At 67.6% G+C, this 17,472-nt stretch carries 14 protein-coding genes; 8 read left to right on the top strand and 6 right to left on the bottom strand.

Going from position 1 to position 17,472, the window contains the following annotated elements; all coding sequences use genetic code 11:
- Positions 1-285 (top strand): integrase core domain-containing protein (locus DBV14_RS14165; RefSeq protein WP_148092437.1); only part of this gene is annotated, 285 nt, incomplete at its 5' end.
- 23 nt (positions 286-308) lie between these two features.
- On the opposite strand, the gene rsmA is transcribed toward DBV14_RS14165, so the two are convergent.
- From rsmA to DBV14_RS14150, 3 genes are read right to left on the bottom strand one after another with little or no spacing between them, the layout of a single operon-like run.
- A complete protein-coding gene (rsmA, locus tag DBV14_RS14160) occupies positions 309-1,070 on the bottom strand; it encodes a 16S rRNA (adenine(1518)-N(6)/adenine(1519)-N(6))-dimethyltransferase RsmA (RefSeq protein WP_124459808.1) in 762 nt (253 codons plus the stop codon).
- 4 nt (positions 1,071-1,074) lie between these two features.
- The gene (locus tag DBV14_RS14155; RefSeq protein WP_124459807.1) at positions 1,075-2,481 is read right to left on the bottom strand and encodes a peptidylprolyl isomerase; all 1,407 of its coding nucleotides are present in this window, start codon (positions 2,479-2,481) and stop codon (positions 1,075-1,077) included.
- A 21-nt stretch (positions 2,482-2,502) separates the two neighbouring features.
- Positions 2,503-5,070, bottom strand: a complete 2,568-nt coding sequence (locus DBV14_RS14150) for an LPS-assembly protein LptD (RefSeq protein WP_124459806.1) — start codon at positions 5,068-5,070, stop codon at positions 2,503-2,505.
- Between the two features lie 239 nt (positions 5,071-5,309).
- Here DBV14_RS14150 and DBV14_RS14145 point away from each other — a divergent pair, with 239 nt between their 5' ends.
- The 6 genes from DBV14_RS14145 (at position 5,310) to DBV14_RS14120 (ending at position 13,515) form a co-directional block, all read left to right on the top strand.
- On the top strand, positions 5,310-6,407 hold the full coding sequence (locus tag DBV14_RS14145) for an aminoglycoside phosphotransferase family protein (RefSeq protein WP_124459805.1): 1,098 nt from the start codon (positions 5,310-5,312) through the stop codon (positions 6,405-6,407).
- Positions 6,408-6,476: 69 nt separating this feature from the next.
- Positions 6,477-7,211, top strand: a complete 735-nt coding sequence (locus tag DBV14_RS14140) for a 16S rRNA (uracil(1498)-N(3))-methyltransferase (RefSeq protein ID WP_124459804.1) — start codon at positions 6,477-6,479, stop codon at positions 7,209-7,211.
- A 130-nt stretch (positions 7,212-7,341) separates the two neighbouring features.
- Entirely contained in the window at positions 7,342-8,697 is a 1,356-nt protein-coding gene (locus tag DBV14_RS14135; protein WP_124459803.1) for a M20/M25/M40 family metallo-hydrolase, read from the top strand.
- Positions 8,591-9,259, top strand: a complete 669-nt coding sequence (locus tag DBV14_RS14130; RefSeq protein WP_260397025.1) for a YidB family protein — start codon at positions 8,591-8,593, stop codon at positions 9,257-9,259. The genes DBV14_RS14135 and DBV14_RS14130 overlap by 107 nt, the downstream gene beginning before the upstream one ends.
- Before the next feature lie 126 nt (positions 9,260-9,385).
- On the top strand, positions 9,386-12,343 hold the full coding sequence (locus DBV14_RS14125) for a DUF4132 domain-containing protein (RefSeq protein WP_124459801.1): 2,958 nt from the start codon (positions 9,386-9,388) through the stop codon (positions 12,341-12,343).
- Positions 12,340-13,515: an MFS transporter gene (locus tag DBV14_RS14120; RefSeq protein WP_124459800.1), complete on the top strand. Its 1,176-nt coding sequence runs from the start codon at positions 12,340-12,342 to the stop codon at positions 13,513-13,515. The genes DBV14_RS14125 and DBV14_RS14120 overlap by 4 nt, the downstream gene beginning before the upstream one ends.
- Before the next feature lie 22 nt (positions 13,516-13,537).
- Here the strand turns inward: DBV14_RS14120 and DBV14_RS14115 are convergent, their stop codons facing one another.
- Positions 13,538-14,401 carry an alpha/beta hydrolase gene (locus DBV14_RS14115; RefSeq protein ID WP_124459799.1) on the bottom strand — a complete coding sequence of 288 codons (864 nt, stop codon included), beginning with the start codon at positions 14,399-14,401 and terminating at the stop codon, positions 13,538-13,540.
- Positions 14,398-15,909: a M20 family metallopeptidase gene (locus DBV14_RS14110; RefSeq protein WP_124459798.1), complete on the bottom strand. Its 1,512-nt coding sequence runs from the start codon at positions 15,907-15,909 to the stop codon at positions 14,398-14,400. The genes DBV14_RS14115 and DBV14_RS14110 overlap by 4 nt, the downstream gene beginning before the upstream one ends.
- Before the next feature lie 91 nt (positions 15,910-16,000).
- Between DBV14_RS14110 and DBV14_RS14105 the strand changes: the two genes are divergently transcribed.
- Positions 16,001-16,801, top strand: a complete 801-nt coding sequence (locus DBV14_RS14105) for a DUF72 domain-containing protein (RefSeq protein WP_124459797.1) — start codon at positions 16,001-16,003, stop codon at positions 16,799-16,801.
- 33 nt (positions 16,802-16,834) lie between these two features.
- On the opposite strand, the gene DBV14_RS14100 is transcribed toward DBV14_RS14105, so the two are convergent.
- Entirely contained in the window at positions 16,835-17,350 is a 516-nt protein-coding gene (locus tag DBV14_RS14100) for a polymer-forming cytoskeletal protein (protein WP_124459796.1), read from the bottom strand.
- Between the last annotated feature and the right edge of the window lie 122 nt (positions 17,351-17,472).

Below are 17,472 nucleotides of genomic sequence, written 5' to 3'. Positions count from 1 at the left end.
AACGACTATCAGCAGATTCACAGGCGCCACGGCATCGCCTGCTCGATGACGGACGGCTACGACTGCTACCAGAACGCGCTGGCCGAGCGCGTCAACGGGATCCTGAAGATGGAGTTCCTGCTGCACCGGCCTGCCGATCTGGCCCAGGCCAGCCGGATGGCTCAGCAGGCCGTGCAGATCTACAACCAGGAGCGACCGCATCAATCCCTAAAATTGAAAACGCCCGATGAGGTCCATCGGGCGTCTCTGGCCGGCTTGAACAGGCCGGCTCTGTGTCCCTCATAGGTGTCAACCTATGGCAGGACGGGTCAGGGAACGGCCTGGGCCAGCGCCACGTATTCGGCCACCGGCACCTCTTCGGCCCGGCGCTGGGCATCGAACTCGCCCGTGAAGCCGTGGGCCTCGAGCCATTTGCCCAGCGTGTGCCGCATGATCTTGCGGCGCTGGCTGAAGGCAACCTGCACGATCTCGCCGAGCCGTGCCGCATCGACCGCTGGCGGCTGCGCCAGCGGCACCATCCGCACCACGGCGCTGTCGACGCGCGGGGGCGGATCGAAGCTCTCGGGCGGCACGAACAGCACGTTCTCCATGTCGTAGCGCCACTGGAGCATCACGCTCAGGCGGCTGTAGTCCGACGTGGCTGGCTTGGCCACCATACGGTCGATCACTTCCTTTTGCAGCATGAAGTGCTGGTCGGCAATCAGGTGGGCGTAGTCCAGCAGATGGAACAGGATGGGCGTGGAAATGTTGTAGGGCAGGTTGCCCACCACGCGCAGGGGCTTGGCCGGAAACCGGGTGGCAAGCTCCGCAAAATCGACCTTCAGCACGTCGGATTCGATCACGTCGAGCTGCGGATGCTCGCGCAGGCGCTTGGCCAGGTCGCGGTCGAGTTCGATGACCGTGAGGCGGCCGAGCCGCTCGACCAGCGGCTGCGTCAGCGCAGCGAGCCCCGGCCCGATCTCGACCATCGCATCGCCGGGTTGCGGCGCGATCTCGTGGACGATCGCGTCGATGATTCCGCCGTCGGACAGGAAATGCTGCCCGAATCGCTTCCTGGCGATGTGTGCCATTGAATCAGGACTGCGGCGGTTCGCGGTATTCGACGTAGGCGCGGGCGCGCACTTCCTGAACCCATGTGGAGAAGGCTTCCTCGACACGTTGCTCGCGCAGCGCCGCGCGCGCGGCTTCGCGCTGCTCGGACTGGCTCAGCTTGGCATCGCGGCGGCCGACCACCTGGATCAGGTGCACACCGAAGCGCGACACCACGGGTTCGCTGATCTGGCCCGGCGAGAGCCGGTCCATGGCCTCTTCGAACTCCGGCACGAACATGCCCGGGCGCGACCAGCCGAGGTCGCCGCCGTCCTTGGCGCTGCCGTCCTGCGAGTTGTCGCGGGCCAGGCCGGCGAAGTCGGCCGTGCCGGACTCCACGCGGCGCTTGAATTCAGCGAGCTGGGCCACCGCCTGTGCCGTGGTGCGCTTGCCGTCGTTCAGCAGCAGGATGTGGCGCACTTGCGTCTGGGTCACGGTCGCGTCCGCGCCCACCTGGGCCTTGGCCAGGACCTTCAGCACGTGGAAGCCGGCGCTCGAGCGGACGGGACCGGCAATGCCGTTGACCTCTGTCGACTGCGTGGCTTCAACGAACAACGGCGGGTAGCGGTCGGCACTGCGCATGCCGATGGCACCGCCATTCGCGCGGTCGGGCGAATCCGAGTTCTCCCGCACCAGCTTGGCGAAATCTTCGCCGGCGCGGGCGCGCTGCGCGAGGTCTTGTGCCTTCTTCTGTGCGGCGACGACCTGGGCTTCGGTGGCGTTCTCGGGCACGGCAACGAGCACCTGTGCGATGTTGAGGTTTTGCAGCGCCGTGTTCTTGACGACGACGTTGCGCTGGTCGCGCAGGTACTCGTCGGCCTCGACGTCGCTGATCTTGACCTTCGACTCGACCTCGCGGTCACGCAGGCGCGTGAGCAGCAGCTGGTCGCGCAGGTCGCGGCGGAAATCCGCCAGCGCGATGCCTTCGGCCGCCACGCGGCGGTGCAGCTCGGTCATGCTGATCTCGTTCTGGCGCGCCACGGTCTGCTCGGCCTGGTCGATTGCGACCTCGTCGACCTTGATGCCGCCTTCCTTGGCCAGCTGCAATTGGGCGCGCTCGGAGATCAGGCGCTCCAGCACGAGCCGCGTGAGTTCACCGCGCGGCACGCGCCCGGCCTCGGCGTTTTCCTTGATCAGGCGCTCCACCCGCGACTGCACGTCGGTGTTGGTGATCGGCTCCGAGTTGACCAGCGCGACGATGTATTCGGCCGAGCGCTGCACCGGCGCCGCGGAAGGCGCGGTGGCGGGGCGCGCCGGCGGAGGACCAAGGCGCGGACCGGCACGCATGATGTCCGTGATGCCGCTGCCGCCAGAGCGAAAGCCCTGCGCACCCGACGTTGCAGCCATTGCTGCGAGGCAGCCCAGGGTGATGATGGAACGGATGTATTTCATGGCTTAGCTCAGTCAGTCGTCTCAGTCGTAATTGGTGAAGCGGCTCGGTGCCTCGCCGGGTTGGCGCAGGGGTTGGTAGCGCTGGATGTTTTGCCGCAGGGCCTGCATCGGGCTCGAGCCCACGCTGGCGAACCCGACAAATTCAAGCTGGAACATGATGCGGGTGTTGGCCGTCACCTGGCCCGTGGTGATGCGTTGCAGCACCACGCGCCCGATCCAGCAGCAGCCGTCGTACTCGAAACCGAGCACGCCGTCCGTGAGTTTCTTGTCCTTCAGGTCGTAGTTGAGGCGGCCGACCGTGTACCAGCGTCCACCGCCCTGGCCCTTGCCCAGCCCCAAGTCCTTGCCCTTGTCGCCCCACAGGTCGTTGACCGGCCACTGCCAGCCCACGTCGATCGACTTGTTGCCGTCGGTCGCGGTCGGCGTGCTCGGTGCCTGGTAGCGGAAGGCTGCGCTGAGGTTGCGATAGGGCTCGGGGTTGTAGCGCGCGCTGATGGCCGAACGGGTCGAACGGCGCGTGTCGGGGTTGTACTGGACCAGGGTGTCCAGGCTCCACTTCGGCGTCCAGTTGATTTGCGCGCCGAGCAGCAGGTCGCTGGCACGGTCGGTCACCGGCACGCCACCGGGCAGCGTGACCTTCTGGTCGGAAAAACGGAAGCGCTGCGCGATGCCGAAGCGCATGGCTTCCACGCCGGTTCCCGGATCGATCAGGCGCGAGGTCACGCCGAGCGTGAGCGCATTGGTGTCCGAGATGCGGTCGTTGCCCGAAAAGGCGTTCTCGGTGTAGATGGTCGCAAAGCTGAAGTCGTTGGCCGCCGAGTCGTAGTTCGGCAGCATGCTCTGGTTGCGGTACGGCGTGTAGACGTAGTAGGCGCGCGGCTCCAGCGTCTGACGGAAAGCGCGGCCGAAATAATTGGCGTCGCGCTCGAAGATCAGCCCGCTGTCCAGGCTGAAGGTCGGTACCGTCCGGCTGCTGGACGTCGGGAAGAAGAGCAACGAATTCGGGTTGTAGGGCACGCCACCGACATACTTGGTGCCATTGACCGTGAGCGACGGAATGTCCGCCTGCGGCAGGTAGTAGTTGTACGAGGTCGCATGCAGCTGCAGCTTCGGAATGACGAAACTGCTCGGCGTGATGAACGGCCGGCTGATGGCCGCCTGTGCAAAGACACGGTCGCCATCAGGCTGCGACTGCTGGGCGATATCGAAGCCCGGCTGGCCGCTCAGGATGCTGTTGACGCGGAAACGCGTGAAGTCCGTATTGAGCGAGACGTCGAAGCCGTGCCAGTCGTACTTGGCGTAGTTGGCCGTGATCTGCGGCATCCGGTCGTACGCCGGCACGATGGCCGAATCGGCAGCCTGGAGCGTCTGGTAGCGCAGGGCGCGGATCGCACCGCTCCAGTCGCCCTTGGTCCAGTTGAGCGAAGCGTCGTTCGGCAACTGGCGCTGCGCAAGCGTCGGCGTGCGCGTGAAATCGCGCCAGTAGTTGTTGTCGCTGACCCGGTTGATGTTGAAAGTGGCCGACAGCGAGTCGAGCCCCAACGCCTTGGCATCGAAGTCCTGGTGATGGTTCAGCCAGAGGCCCCAGCGTTTGCTGCTGGGCGGCGGAACGTAGCTCACGCTGTTGGACTGGATCTGCGCCGCGCGCGCCTCGTTGTAGCGCTGGCCCACCAGGCGGTCGCTGCCCATCAGGTCAAGGCGGATGCTGCCGCTGTAGCCCTTTTCGAGGTAGCGGAACTCGTTGCTGAGATTGAGGCCGCGCTTGGTCATCAGCGTCGGCGTGATCGTCGCGTCGCGGTTCGGAGCGATGTTCCAGTAGTACGGCTGCGCGATCTCGATGCCGTTGGTGTTGTCGACGCCGAAGGTGGGCGGCAGAAGGCCGCTCTTGCGCGCGTTCGACAGCGGAAAACTCACGCTCGGGATCGGCGGCGTGGAGATGCCCATGAAGCTCAGCCGCGCATTCTTGGCGACACCCTCGTCCTCTTCGGTGTCGGTCGTGATCGAGGTAGCGGTCAGCAGCCACGCCGGCATCCAGCCCGGGAAATCTTCGCGGCGGCAGGTGGTGTAGGTGGCTTGCCGGGCAATCGACACATTGGCGTCGACGAAATCGATGCGTTCGGCTTCACCGTGCGCGCCGTTCGCCAGGAAGTGATACCGCACGTTGTTGAAGAAGCCCTCGAAGGTCTCGAGCTTGAGCTGCAGCTCGGGGCCTTCGTACACGTTGCCGCCTTGGTTGACCCGCACATTGCCCGTGGCCTTGGCGCGGTCGTCGGGCTGGTAGTACTCGAGGCGGTCGGCGGTGATGCCGAGCGCGCCGCGCCGCAGCGTGGCGTTGCCTTCGACCACGGTCTCCAGGTCGGGCCGGCCGGACATGCGGTCGCCGGTGACGAGGCTGGGCAACTGGCCTCGTTCCGCCGGCGGCACGATCTCCGTCAGCAGCGGCGTGCGCTTCAGCGTGAGCGGACCCTCTGGACCACCAGTGGCGGGCTGCTGCGCGGACGCGCCCAGCGCATGCAGCAGCGCCAGCGACAGCACGGCCAGTGGCAACGGCGGGCCGGAAGGGCGCCGCGGGGCAACACGTCGGCTCATCAGGCTTCCCGCCTGGCCGTTCCGGGGAAAGCCGGCGACTCTCCCGGGGAGAGCGGCAGCGAGCGCACAAGGTGCCAAGCGTGAGGGCGTTGGATCGTAGGCATCGGTTCGGAACGAAGGATCGTCGGGGGACGGCGCGGCAGGCCGGCGGGTTGCAGGGGCCGGCAGCAACCCGTCTCGGCCGGAAGCCGGCCCAAAGGGGATTGCCGCGCCAGGCGGATTTGTAGAATCGATTATCCATGACAGCACCCCAGCCCCAGGCCTCATTGGCCCCACGCCCCGCCGAGACCATTCACTGGACAGATCCACAGCGGGCCGAAGTCTTCCGGGGCTGGCTGACCGGCATTGCCGGCGCCCACCATCTGCTGCCTGACACCGTCCGGCTGGCCTCGGCCGACGCCAGCTTCCGGCGCTATTTCCGCCTCGACACCACCGACGCGGCCGCCCCCACGCGCATCGTGATGGACGCCCCGCCCGACAAGGAGAACAGCAACCCGTTCGTGCAGGTCGCCAAGCTCATGGCCGATGCCGGCGTGCTCGCGCCCACGGTGCTCGAATGGGACCGCATCAACGGCTTCCTGCTGCTCGACGACCTGGGCCACCAGACCATGCTGGACGTGCTCGATGCCGACAAGCCCGACGCCAGCCGCCCGCTCTACGACCAGGCGATCGATGCACTGATCCACTGGCAACTGGCCTCCCAGCCCGGCGTGCTGCCGCCCTATGACCGCGCGCTGCTCGAACGCGAACTCGCGCTGTTCCCCGAGTGGTACATCGGGCGCCACCGCGGCATCGCCGTCGAAGGCAAGCTCAAGGAGCGGCTGGAGCGCAGCTTCAAGCTGATCGTCGACAGCAACCTGGCGTCGCCCAGCGTCTACGTGCACCGCGACTTCATGCCTAGGAATCTCATGATCGGCAACGGCCCCGCACTGGGCGTTCTCGACTTCCAGGACGCCGTCTACGGCCCGATCACCTACGACATCGCCAGCCTGATTCGCGACGCCTTCCTGAGCTGGGACGAAGAATTCGTGCTCGACATCACCATCCGCTACTGGGTGGCCGCGCGCAAGGCCGGGCTGCCGGTCGACGAAGATTTCGGCGCCTTCTACCGGGCGGTCGAATGGATGGGCCTGCAACGACACCTGAAGGTCGCCGGCATCTTCGCGCGCCTGACGCTGCGCGACGGCAAGCCCCGCTACCTGGCCGACACGCCGCGCTTCATTGCCTACATCCGCGCCACCGCGGGCCGCTACATGGAACTCACGCCCCTGGTGCGCGTGATCGACGAAATCGAGGGCACTTCGGCGCTCACCGGCTTCGCCTACGGCCGTGTCTGAAGGAAAGCTGAAAAGCGAAGGGGCTGTGACGCCCATACAACGGTCGTCCCCCGCTCCCCATTCCATCGCATGCCCCGTTTTCACTGTTCCATTCCGCTGACCGCCGGCGCCAGCCTGGCGCTGCCGGCCGGTGCCGCGCGCCATGTGCAGGTGCTGCGGATGCAGCCGGGCGACGCGCTCACCCTGTTCGACGGCGCGGGCGGCGAGTACGCGGCCACCGTCGAGCGCATGGGCCGCAGCGATGTCTCGGTGATGGTCGGCGACCACCTGGCGGTGGAGCGCGAAGCGCCGCGCGCCGTGCACCTCGCCGTCGGCATGCCGGCCAACGAGCGCATGGACTGGCTGGTCGAGAAAGCCACCGAGCTGGGCGTGGCGAGCATCCAGCCGCTGGCCACCGCCCATGGTGTGCTGCGCCTGTCGGGCGAGCGGGCCGAAAAGAAGCGCGCGCACTGGGAGGCCATTGCCGTCGCGGCCTGCGAACAATGCGGCCGCAACCGCGTGCCGGTGATCCATCCGGTGCGCTCCTTCTCGGGCGGCTCGGGCTGGATCGACGACGCACAAGGCGGTGCCCAGGAGACGGTCACGCGCCTCATCCTGAGCCTGGCCGAAGGCACGCGCCAGATTGCCGGCATCGCGCCGGACGCCCGCGGCGTGCGCGTGCTCAGCGGCCCGGAAGGCGGGCTGAGCGGCGCCGAAGAGCAGGAGGCCATTGCCCGCGGCTTTGCACCGGTCACGCTCGGCACACGGGTGCTGCGCGCCGAAACCGCGGCCCTGGCCGCACTCGTGTCGCTCGCCGGGCTCTAGAAAAAGGCGGAAAGAGGGAAAAGCAATCGGGCGAGGAAGAGGCGAAAAGCGGGTGTTTTCCGCGACGCGCACGCGGAAGGCTTGGGAAACAATCGTTACCCAATTAAGACAAAAGAAGGACTTTTGCGCCATGCCCCGTTTGCCCGCCGCGCTGCGCCTCGCGCCTCTCGTTCTTGCCGCCCTTTGCGTGGCGCAGGGCGCTCACGCCCAGAATCCGGCCGTCGCACCCGCGCCCGCGCAGGTCAGCCCGGAGGTCGACAAGGCCTTCACCCAGCTGATGGCGTCACCCGCCATCCAGAAGCTGCTGGACGCGGTCAAGGCCGACCACGAGCGCTCGGTCGAAGACCTGAAGATGCTCACCGAGATCGAGGCGCCGCCGTTCAAGGAACACAAGCGCGCCGAAGCCTTTCTTGCACGCATGAAGGCGCTCGGCCTGACGAACGCGAAGATCGACGCCGAAGGCAACGTGATCGGCCTGCGCAAGGGCACAGGCAACGGGCCCAAGCTGCTGATCTCGGCCCATCTCGACACCGTATTTCCCGCCGGCACCGACGTGAAGGTAAAAGAGCGCGACGGCAGGCTCTACGCGCCCGGCATCGCCGACGACACGCGCGGGCTCGCCGTGCTGCTGTCGTGGCTCAAGGTGCTCAATGACAACAAGGTCCAGACCGTGGGCGACCTGATGATCGTCGGCAACGTGGGCGAGGAAGAGTTGGGCAACCTGCGCGGCATGAAGGCGATCTTTCGCGACCACCCCGACATCGACGGCATGGTGGGGCTGGAGCCGTCCCCGCCCGGCGCGGTGCTGATGCTCGGCACCGCGAGCCACCGCTACGAGGTCACGTTCCAGGGCCCGGGCGGCCACAGCTTCGGCGCCTTCGGCCAGGTGCCCAGCGCCATCCACGGCATGGGCCGTGCCATCGCGAAGATCTCCGAGATCCGTACGCCGAGCTTTCCCAAGACCACATTCACCGTCGGCACCGTGGGCGGCGGCACCTCGGTCAACACCATCGCGCCCGACGCGCGCATGGCCATCGACATCCGCTCGGACGACATGGGCTCGCTGCTGGAGACCGAGAAGAAGATCCTGGCCGCCATCGACGAAGCCGTGGTGGAAGAAAACAAGCGCTGGAACGTGAACACGCTGAGCGTGAGCACCAAGCTCATCGGCGACCGCCCCGGCGGCCGCACGCCGCCCGACTCGGTGATCGTGGAGGCCGCCACGCGCTCCAACACCGCCTTCGGCCACAAGACCCTGCTGCGCGGCGGCAGCACCGATGCCAACGTGCCGATCTCGCTGGGCATTCCGGCGATCATCGTGGGCGGCGGCGGCAAGGCCTCCGGCTTCCACGCCCTGAGCGAATCGATCGACGTGACAGATGCATGGAAAGGCGCGCAGAATTCGCTGGTCACCGTGCTGGGCTTGGTGGGCGTGCAAGGGGTCAATCCCGCATTGCTTCCCAAACGGGCTGCGCGCTCCAAGTAATTTGTCACGATGCCAGTTTGAAAGTGGGAGCACCACTTTCTGCTTACGGTCCGCGGCGTCGCAAAATGCCGGCGGTTCTGTCACACACCAAGGAAACGCCATGGGATTGCTCGATTCGGTACTCGGTCAAGTGCTGGGAGGCGGCGCTGCGCAACAACAGCCGCAAGGCGGAGGCCTCGGGGGTCTGGGCGACCTCGGCGGCCTGGCTGGCGCGCTGGGTGGCCTGCTCGCCAACAACGGCAGTCAGGGCGGCCTCGGCGGCCTGGTCTCGAAGTTCGAGCAGGCTGGCCTGGGCAATGTCGTCAACTCCTGGATCGGCAAGGGTGAAAACCAGCCGGTATCGGGCGACCAGCTGCAAAACGCGCTGGGCAGCGACACCATCGCCAGCATCGCGGCCAAGCTCGGCATCAACGCGCAGACGCTGCTGCCGATGCTCGCCACCATGCTGCCCGCGCTCATCGACCAGCTCACGCCGCATGGCAAGGTGCCCGACCAGGGCCTGGGCAACCACGACGACCTGCTGGGCTCGCTCAGCGGCCTGTTGCAAGGCAAGCAGCCCTGAGACCCCACGGTCTTTCGTCATCAGGAATTCCGGCGCCCGCGAGGGCGCTTTTTTTTGCCCGCTCCGGCACACGTCGAGAGCGTCGATTGGCCGACAATCCCGCTCGCATCAATTCAAGGGGACGGCATGGCGGGGAGTCGCAAGTCGAAACAGGACGACGGTCTGGGCGCGCAGCCCGACGGCACGGTCCGCTGGTCCAAGGCGATGCGCGAGGAACTCGCGGAATTCAAGGACCACCCCTGCCGCACCTGCGGCGGCGCGCTCCTGGCCCCTGCCGGACGCAGCCTGGCCGACAGCCTCGACTTCTTCCGGCGCCACTACCTTGCGTCGTGGCAGCAACGCTCCGCACGGCTGCGCATGCTCGAGATGCACGGCCTCGACGCGATGGAACTGTTCTTCATCCAGCCCGCGCCGCGCAAGGAAGCGATTGCCGACCTGCTGGCCATCCACGATGCCGCGGTCGTGCGTTTTCTCGTTACCCAGGTCAAGCACTTCGACTGCAAGAACGCGCTGATCAAACAGGCAAGCCGCTGGCCTCTGTTCGTGCTGCGCGAACTGTTGTCCGCCAACCCCGCACGCCACCAGGCCGGCGCCGCGCTGGTGCAGGAACTGCTGGCCGCGAACCCCGAATGGCAGGCGCCGCTGGAAGCGGCCTGCGACGACGCCCAGCGCAAGACGCTCGAACGCCTGCAGGAAGACAGCGCCGAAGGATTGGCCGATGCCGCGCCGGAAGAATGGCCCGCTTTCCTGCGCCATCCGCCATGGAAGAACCGCCAGGCGCTGCCGGCGATTCCGATGCTGGCACTGCAGCCTGTGTGCGAGCCCGCCGTGCTGCACTGGGACGATTACCCGCTGACACCGGAGATTCGTGCAACACGTGCGAATGGCAGCGTCGACGACTGGCTGAAGCAGGGCGTCGCCTCCCGGCGCGAAGACGCTGGCAGGCGGATCGAAGAGTTCGCGCGACGCCAGGCGGCCATGCCGTCCCAGCCGCAATCTCAGCAGTTGCCGCCGCAGTGGCAGGACTGGGACCGTCCACGCAAGGCCCTGTGGATGATGGGCCTGCGGCCCGAGGCCATCGAACCCGCAATGAACGGCGGCAGCATCGCACCGGAAGACTTCGTCGAGCCGCCGGCCGGCACGTGGGGACACTCCGACTTTCTCTGGGACCTGCCTGCCTCCGTGGCCGTTTCGGTGTTCACGCACATGCCGCAGGAGCGCCATTACCTGGACGATGCCTCGCGCCTGCGCCCCATCCTCTATCACTTCGGCACCGCCGCCTTGGCGGGCTTGCCGCCCTACCTGAAGCAGGGCGCGCGCTCGATGTTCGAGCTGGTCTCGGTCATCGAATGGGACTCGCTTGCCCACTGGGTTGCGAAGGGTTTCCACACCAACCGCTGGGTGCGGCGCGAAGCCGGCGACTGGCTCGCCCGCTATCCCGAAACCGCCGCTCGCGGACTCGTTCCCGCCGCGTTGGGCGAGCCCGGCGCAGCGCGCGACGCCGCCCGGGCCGCGCTACGCTGGCTGCACGCCGCAGGCCATGCCGGCAAGGTGCGCGCGCAAGCCGAAGCCTACGGCGCACAGGCAGCCGGCGCCGTCGAACTGCTGCTGTCCATCGCCCCCGAAGACCTGTTGCCCGACAGCCTGCCCGCCGTGCCCAAGGCTCTGCCGCTGGCCACGCTGCCGCGCCTGGTGCTGAAAGACAGCGGCCACGCGCTGCCGCAAGCGGTGCTGCCCGACGTGCTGATGGCGATGATGCTGAGCAAATCCGATGCGCCCTATCCAGGCCTGGCATCGCTTCTGGCCGCGCTGGCGCCCGACTCCTTCGCCCGCTTCGGCCGCGCGCTCCTGGCATGGTGGGTCGGCAACGGCCGCCCCAGCAAGGAGCGCTGGGCCTTCGCGCTGCAGGGCCGCTTCGGCGACGACGAAACCGCGCGCCAGCTGCACGGCCTGCTGCGCCAGTGGCGCGCCGCGCTCGACCGCGTGCGGGCCTACGACGCGCTGGCAATGCTCGGCGAGATCGGCAGCGACGCGGCCCTGATGCACCTGAGCGAGCTGGCCCGGCAAACGCGCTACGACGACCTGCGCACCCGGGCCGACCGCATGCTCGGCGAGGTGGCCGAGCAGCGCGGCCTGAGCCTGGAACAGCTGGCCGACCGCACCGTGCCCGACCTGGGCCTGGACGCACGCGCCCGCCTGTCGCTCGACTTCGGCGCGCGCAGCTTCGAGGTGCGCATGGACGACAACTTCCAGCCCGTGCTGCACGACGGCGCCGGCAAGCTGCTGAAGACGCTGCCCAAGCCGAACGCCAGCGACGACGCCGGCAAGGCCGCCGCCGCAACCACGCAACTCAAGGAGCTGCGCAAGCTTGCGAAGACCGTCGCCGGCGCGCAGCTCAAGCGGCTCGAAACCGCGATGTGCGGGCAGCGCCGCTGGGAGGCCGATGAATTCACTCCCTTCTTCGCCAACCACCCGGTGCTGCGCGTCTTCAGCCGGCCGCTGGTCTGGGGCCTGTTCGACGCACAAGGCCGGCTGGAAGACACCTTCCGGGTCAACGCCGAGGGCGAGCTGACCGACCTGCGGGACGACGCCTTCACGCTGCCCGAAGCCTCGCGCATCGGCATCCCGCACCCGCTGGAACTGGCGGCCCTCGATCCCTCGCTGGCGGGCGCATGGGCGTCGGTGCTGGCCGACTACGAACTCATGCAACCCTTCGAACAACTGATGCGAGAAACCTTCACGCTCGACGACGCGCAACGCGCGCGCCGGGGGCTCGACCACTGGGCCGGCCGGGCCGTGTCGAATGCCGGCCTGCTCGGGCTGGAAACACGCGGCTGGCAACGCGGGGTCGGTGACGGCGGCATGGTCAACAGCTTCAGCAAGCCCGTGGCCGGCGGACGACGGATCTGCCTGCAGCTCGAAGAAGGCTGGTTCATTCAAGACGGCCCGGGTGCGAACGAACTGCAGACCGTGAGCGCCGTGGTGCTCGAAGGCACCGACGCCACCCTGGGCGAACTCGCGCCCATCGCGCTCAGCGAAATCGAACGCGACCTGAACCGCGTGGTCCGGGCTGCCGCGCCATGAACCGCAACCTCTGGCTGCTGGCCATCTGCCAGGGCCTGCTGCTGACGAACAACGTCACCTTCATTGCCATCAACGGGCTGGTCGGCCTCGGCATCGCGCCGCGCGGCTGGATGGCGACGCTGCCGGTCATGGGCTATGTGGTGGGCGGCGCGCTTTCCACCGGGCTGGTGGCGCGCACGCAGCAGCGCTTCGGCCGCCGCGGCTCGTTCCAGATCGGGCTGGCGGTGGCCGTGGCGTCGGCGCTGCTGTGCGCTTACGCCGCGGCTTCGAAGAACTTCTGGCTGCTGTGCTTCGCCACGGTGGTCGCGGGCTACTACAACGCCAATGCCGGGCTCTACCGCTTCGCCGCGGCCGAGCTCGCGGCACCGGCCTGGCGCGAGAAAGCCGTCTCGATGGTGATGGCGGGCGGACTGATCGGCGCGGTCGCGGGACCCAACCTGGCGACCGTCACGCGCGAGCTCTTCCCGGTGCCGTTCGCGGGCGCGTACATCGCGCTGGCCGCGGTGGCGCTGCTGTCGATGGCGGTGATGCACTTCATCGAATTCCCCGCGGCCCCGACGCGCAAGGAATCGGCGGGCGGCCGGCCGTTGCGCGAGATCATGCGGCAGCCGGTGTTCATCGTGGCGGCCGCCTCGGGCGCACTGGGCTATGGCGTGATGAACCTGCTGATGGCGGCCACGCCGATTGCGATGCAGCTGTGCAGCCTGCCTTTTTCCGACGCCGCGCTGGTGCTCGAATGGCACGTGATCGGCATGTTCGCGCCGGGCTTCTTCACCGGCCACCTGATCCGCCGCTTCGGCGCGTTGCCGGTGATGGGCGTGGGGCTGGCGCTCAACCTCGGGTGCATCGCGGTCGCGCTGTCGGGCGTCGAGTTGCATCACTTCATCGTGGCGCTGTGCCTGTTGGGCGTAGGCTGGAATTTTCTGTTCACCGGCAGCACGACGCTGTCGCTCACGGCCTACACGCCCGAAGAGCGCGACCGGGCGCAGGGCGCGCTCAACTTCTGCGTGTTCGCCACGCTGGCGCTGACCTCGTTCGCCTCGGGCGTGCTGGTCACGACCCAGGGCTGGCAGTTGCTCAACTATGGCTCGCTGGTGCCGGTGGCGCTGACCGGCATCGCATTGATCTGGCTGGCGCGCAAGCAGCGGGCCGCCGCTGCGGCCGGCGCCTGAGCCTCGGGGCTCGCGTGGCGATTCAGGCCGGCGGAAAGCGCCGGTCGAGCCAGCGCCGCAAGGCCGTGAACACAGGCTCTGCCTCCAGCTCGTTGAAGATCTCGTGGTACAGCGATTCGAAGCAATGCGCTTCGACCATGCCGCTGGGCGCCGCTGCTGCCGCGAACGCGCGGCTCGCAGCAGGCACCACCAGGCGGTCGTCGCCCGCATACAGAAGCAGCGTGGGCACCGGCCAGTCGGCGGCGCGCTGCTGCACCGAAGCGCCCTCGTACGCGAGGAAGCGCGCCAGCCGGCTGCCAATGCGGTCGTGCGTGAGCGGATCGTCGCGGTAGGCCTGCACCACGGCCGCATCGTGCGAGAGGTAGTTGTCGTCGAGCCCGTTGCCGACGCGCAGGTTCGGTGCGATGCGCGGCAGCACCGCGAGCAGCGCCTTCTGGACACCGTTCAGGCCCGGGTCGAGCCCCGGCGACGACAGCACCAGCCCGTCGACCGGCCGCACGCCACGCCCCACCAGGCTCGCCGCGACCAGTCCGCCGAGGCTGTGGCCCAGCAGCACGAGCGCAAGCCCGGGGTTCTGGCTGCGTGCGTCGTCGATCACCAATGCAAGGTCGTCCACCAGCCGCAACTCGCTCGGCAGGCCGCCGCGCGCACCGGTCGATTCACCGTGGCCATGGTGGTCGTGCGCCCAGACCGCAAAACCCCATTCGTGCAGGTCTTCGGCCAGCGCGTGATAGCGGCCGGCATGCTCGCCGAGGCCGTGCACCACGACCACCACCGCGCGCGGCTTGCCGGGCGCCGGCAGGCGGCGCAACGCCAGCGTTTCGCCGTCCGGCGTGGACAGCGACACGCGCTGCGGCAACGGCAGTGGCTCGGAGAGCTCGCTCAAGCCGCGACGGGCTCCGCAGCGGCGGCGCGGTGCGCGGCCGGAAGCGCGGCAATCACTTCGGCCACGGCGGCCGTCAGCTTCTTGGCGTAGGGCACGTGCAGGAACTCGTTCGGGCCGTGCGCGTTGCTCTTCGGGCCGAGCACGCCGCAGACCATCATCTGCGCCTTGGGGAAGCCCGCGCTGAGCATGTTCATGAGCGGGATGGTGCCGCCCTGGCCGATGTAGCCGCAGGACGCGCCGAAGTGCGCCTGCGAAGCCTTGTTGAGCGCGTTCTCGAACCACGGCGTGATGGTCGGGGCGTTCCAGCCGGTGGCGCCGCCGCCGCTTTCGAAGGTCACGCGGGCCTGGTAGGGCGCGTTGTCTTCGAGCAGGGCCTTGAGCTTTTGCACCGTCTCGGCCGCATCGACCAGCGGCGGCAGGCGCAGCGAAAGCTTGAAGGCGGTGTAGGGGCGCAGCACGTTGCCCGCGTCCTTCAGTGCCGGAAAGCCTTCGGCGCCGGTCACCGACAGCGTGGGCTTCCAGGTGCGGTTGAGCAGCGCTTCCACCGGGTCGGTGGTGGTCGGCAGCGCGAACATGGTCGAGCCGCCGCAGTCGTAGTGCGCCCACGGAAAACGCTTGTAGACCTCTTCGCCGAGGATGGCGGCGGTGGCCTTGGCCTGCGCCAGCCGGTCGGCCGGCACTTCGCAATGGAAGCTCGCGGGCAGCAGGCGGCCGGTGGCGCTGTCTTCGAGGCGGTCGAGCACCTGCCGCATGATGCGGAAGCTCGAGGGCACGAGGCCCGAGGCATCGCCCGAGTGGATGCCTTCGGTCAGCACTTCGACCTTGAGCGTGCCGCTGGCCATGCCGCGCAGCGACGTGGTGAGCCACAGCTGGTCGTAGTTGCCGGCGCCGGAGTCGAGGCAGATCACCAGCTCGACATTGCCCAGGCGCGGACGCAGCGCGTCGACATACGGCAGCAGGTCGTAGGAGCCGCTTTCCTCGCAGGTCTCGATCAGGCCGACGATGCGCGGATGCGCCACGCCCTGGGCCTTGAGCGCCTGCAGCGCGGCCACGCTGGCGTACACGGCATAGCCGTCGTCGGCGCCGCCGCGGCCGTAGAGCAGGCCGTTCTCGTACTTGGGCGTCCACGGGCCGAGGTCGTTGCGCCAGCCGGTGAACTCGGGTTGCTTGTCCAGGTGGCCGTACATCAGCACGGTCTCGTCCATGTCGGTGCCGGTGGCCGGCACTTCGAAGAACAGCACCGGCGTGCGGCCTTCCAGGCGCACGATCTCCAGCTTCAGGCCCTCGACCTTCTGCGCCTCGACCCAGGCCGCGGCGTTGCGCAGCACGGTCTCCAGGTAGCCGTTGGCGGCCCAGTCCTTGTCGAAGCCGGGCGACTTGGAAGGAATGGCGATGTAGTCGGTAAGTTGCTTGACGATGTCGCCGTCCCATCGGGCGGTGACGTCGGAAAGGGCGCGCTCGGCATCGAGCGTACCTGCGGGCATTTCGCGGTGCAGGGGGGCGTTCATCGTGGGTTCTCCGCGGGTAACGAAAAAAACGCATTTTGCGCCTTGCCGCGACCGCGCGTAGAGTGCGGGCGATGTCAACCCGGAGCGCAATGTGAGCAAGGCAGCATCGACTCGGACGAAGGTGAATATCAAAGTAGGCATCGGCGGCTGGACCTACGAGCCCTGGCGCGACAACTTCTATCCCAAGGGGCTCGCGCATGCGAAGGAGCTGAACTACGCCAGCCGCCAGGTGAGCGCCATCGAGATCAACGGCACCTACTACAGCACCTTCAAGCCCGAGACCTTCCGCAAGTGGCACGACGACACGCCGGCCGACTTCATGTTCTCGATGAAGGCCTCGCGCTTCACGACCAATCGCAAGCTGCTGTCCACGGCGGGCGAGTCGATCAAGCGCTTCATCGACAGCGGCGTGGCCGAGCTGGGCGACAAGCTCGGGCCGATCGTCTGGCAGTTCATGCCGACCAAGCAGTTCGATGCGGAAGACTTCGAGGCGTTTCTGGAATTGCTGCCGAAGAAAGAGGGCAGCCGCACGCTGCGCCACGTGATGGACGTGCGGCACGAGAGCTTCATCGTGCCCACATACAAGGCGCTCGCAAAGAAGCACGGCGTGTCGACGGTGTTCACCGACGCCGACAAGTTTCCGTCGTTCGAGGAGCCCGAGGGCGACGTTGCCTATGCGCGGCTCATGATGGCCGACGCGAAGCTCAAGACCGGCTATGGGCCGAAGGCGCTCGACACCTGGGCCGAGCGCGCGCAGGGCTGGGCCGGGTCGTCGGCGAAGAAGCGCGACGTGTTCGTGTACTTCATCAACGGCGCCAAGGAAAAAGCACCGGCCGCGGCCGGTGCCTTGCTGGAGCGCCTGGGGTGGACACCGCCACCGCCGGTGGCCTGAGCCTGGCCGGCGATCCGATGCCGCTCTGCCGGATTACAGCAGGGCCTTGGCGGCGCCGAAGCTGATTTCGCCCGACAGCTGGCCGCCTTCTTCGATCACGATCTTGCCGTAGCGGATCTTGCCGGTGACCTTGCCGGTCGAGTGAATGACGAGCTTCTCGCGCACGGTGAGGTTGCCGTCGAACACGCCGCGGATTTCGGCGATGTCGATTTCGGCCGAGCCCTTGAACTCGCCCTGTTCGGCGATCTGCATCAGTCGCGAGTCCATGGTCGCTTCGACCAGGCCTTCGACCACGAGCGTGTCGCAATCGGTGATCTCGACGCCCTTGAGCTTGATGTTCGGACCGACGGTGAGCTTGCTGCCGCCTTCCTTGGCGACGGGTGCAGCCGCGGCAGCAGCGCCGAGTCCGCCCTGTTGTGCGGTCAGCGATGAAGGATTGACGGGGGTACCGGAGAGATTGGTGCCCGAACCGACCAGCGGCGCGGGGCGGGATGTCAACGAGTCGGTGTCACGATCACGCTTGCCGAAAAAGGGGGACTGTGTAGCCAAAGGGGAGCTCCTCAAGAAAGGGACTATCGTAAGAACGCACTCATGGCCTGCGGCACTTCATTGCGCAATAAGCGTAACTGAATAAGTCGCCCTCGACATGACAATGGCCACTCACGCGACCT

This window comes from Variovorax sp. KBW07 (genome assembly GCF_003852515.1).
Lineage (GTDB): Bacteria > Pseudomonadota > Gammaproteobacteria > Burkholderiales > Burkholderiaceae_C > Variovorax.
This window is presented reverse-complemented; position numbering and strand designations above follow the sequence as displayed.

Coding starts and splice junctions, on each gene's coding strand:
- rsmA (WP_124459808.1), bottom strand. CDS start 1,070: ATGGCACACATCGCCAGGAAGCGATTCGGGCAGCATTTCCTGTCCGAC.
- DBV14_RS14155 (WP_124459807.1), bottom strand. CDS start 2,481: ATGAAATACATCCGTTCCATCATCACCCTGGGCTGCCTCGCAGCAATG.
- DBV14_RS14150 (WP_124459806.1), bottom strand. CDS start 5,070: ATGAGCCGACGTGTTGCCCCGCGGCGCCCTTCCGGCCCGCCGTTGCCA.
- DBV14_RS14145 (WP_124459805.1), top strand. CDS start 5,310: ATGACAGCACCCCAGCCCCAGGCCTCATTGGCCCCACGCCCCGCCGAG.
- DBV14_RS14140 (WP_124459804.1), top strand. CDS start 6,477: ATGCCCCGTTTTCACTGTTCCATTCCGCTGACCGCCGGCGCCAGCCTG.
- DBV14_RS14135 (WP_124459803.1), top strand. CDS start 7,342: ATGCCCCGTTTGCCCGCCGCGCTGCGCCTCGCGCCTCTCGTTCTTGCC.
- DBV14_RS14130 (WP_260397025.1), top strand. CDS start 8,591: ATGCATGGAAAGGCGCGCAGAATTCGCTGGTCACCGTGCTGGGCTTGG.
- DBV14_RS14125 (WP_124459801.1), top strand. CDS start 9,386: ATGGCGGGGAGTCGCAAGTCGAAACAGGACGACGGTCTGGGCGCGCAG.
- DBV14_RS14120 (WP_124459800.1), top strand. CDS start 12,340: ATGAACCGCAACCTCTGGCTGCTGGCCATCTGCCAGGGCCTGCTGCTG.
- DBV14_RS14110 (WP_124459798.1), bottom strand. CDS start 15,909: ATGAACGCCCCCCTGCACCGCGAAATGCCCGCAGGTACGCTCGATGCC.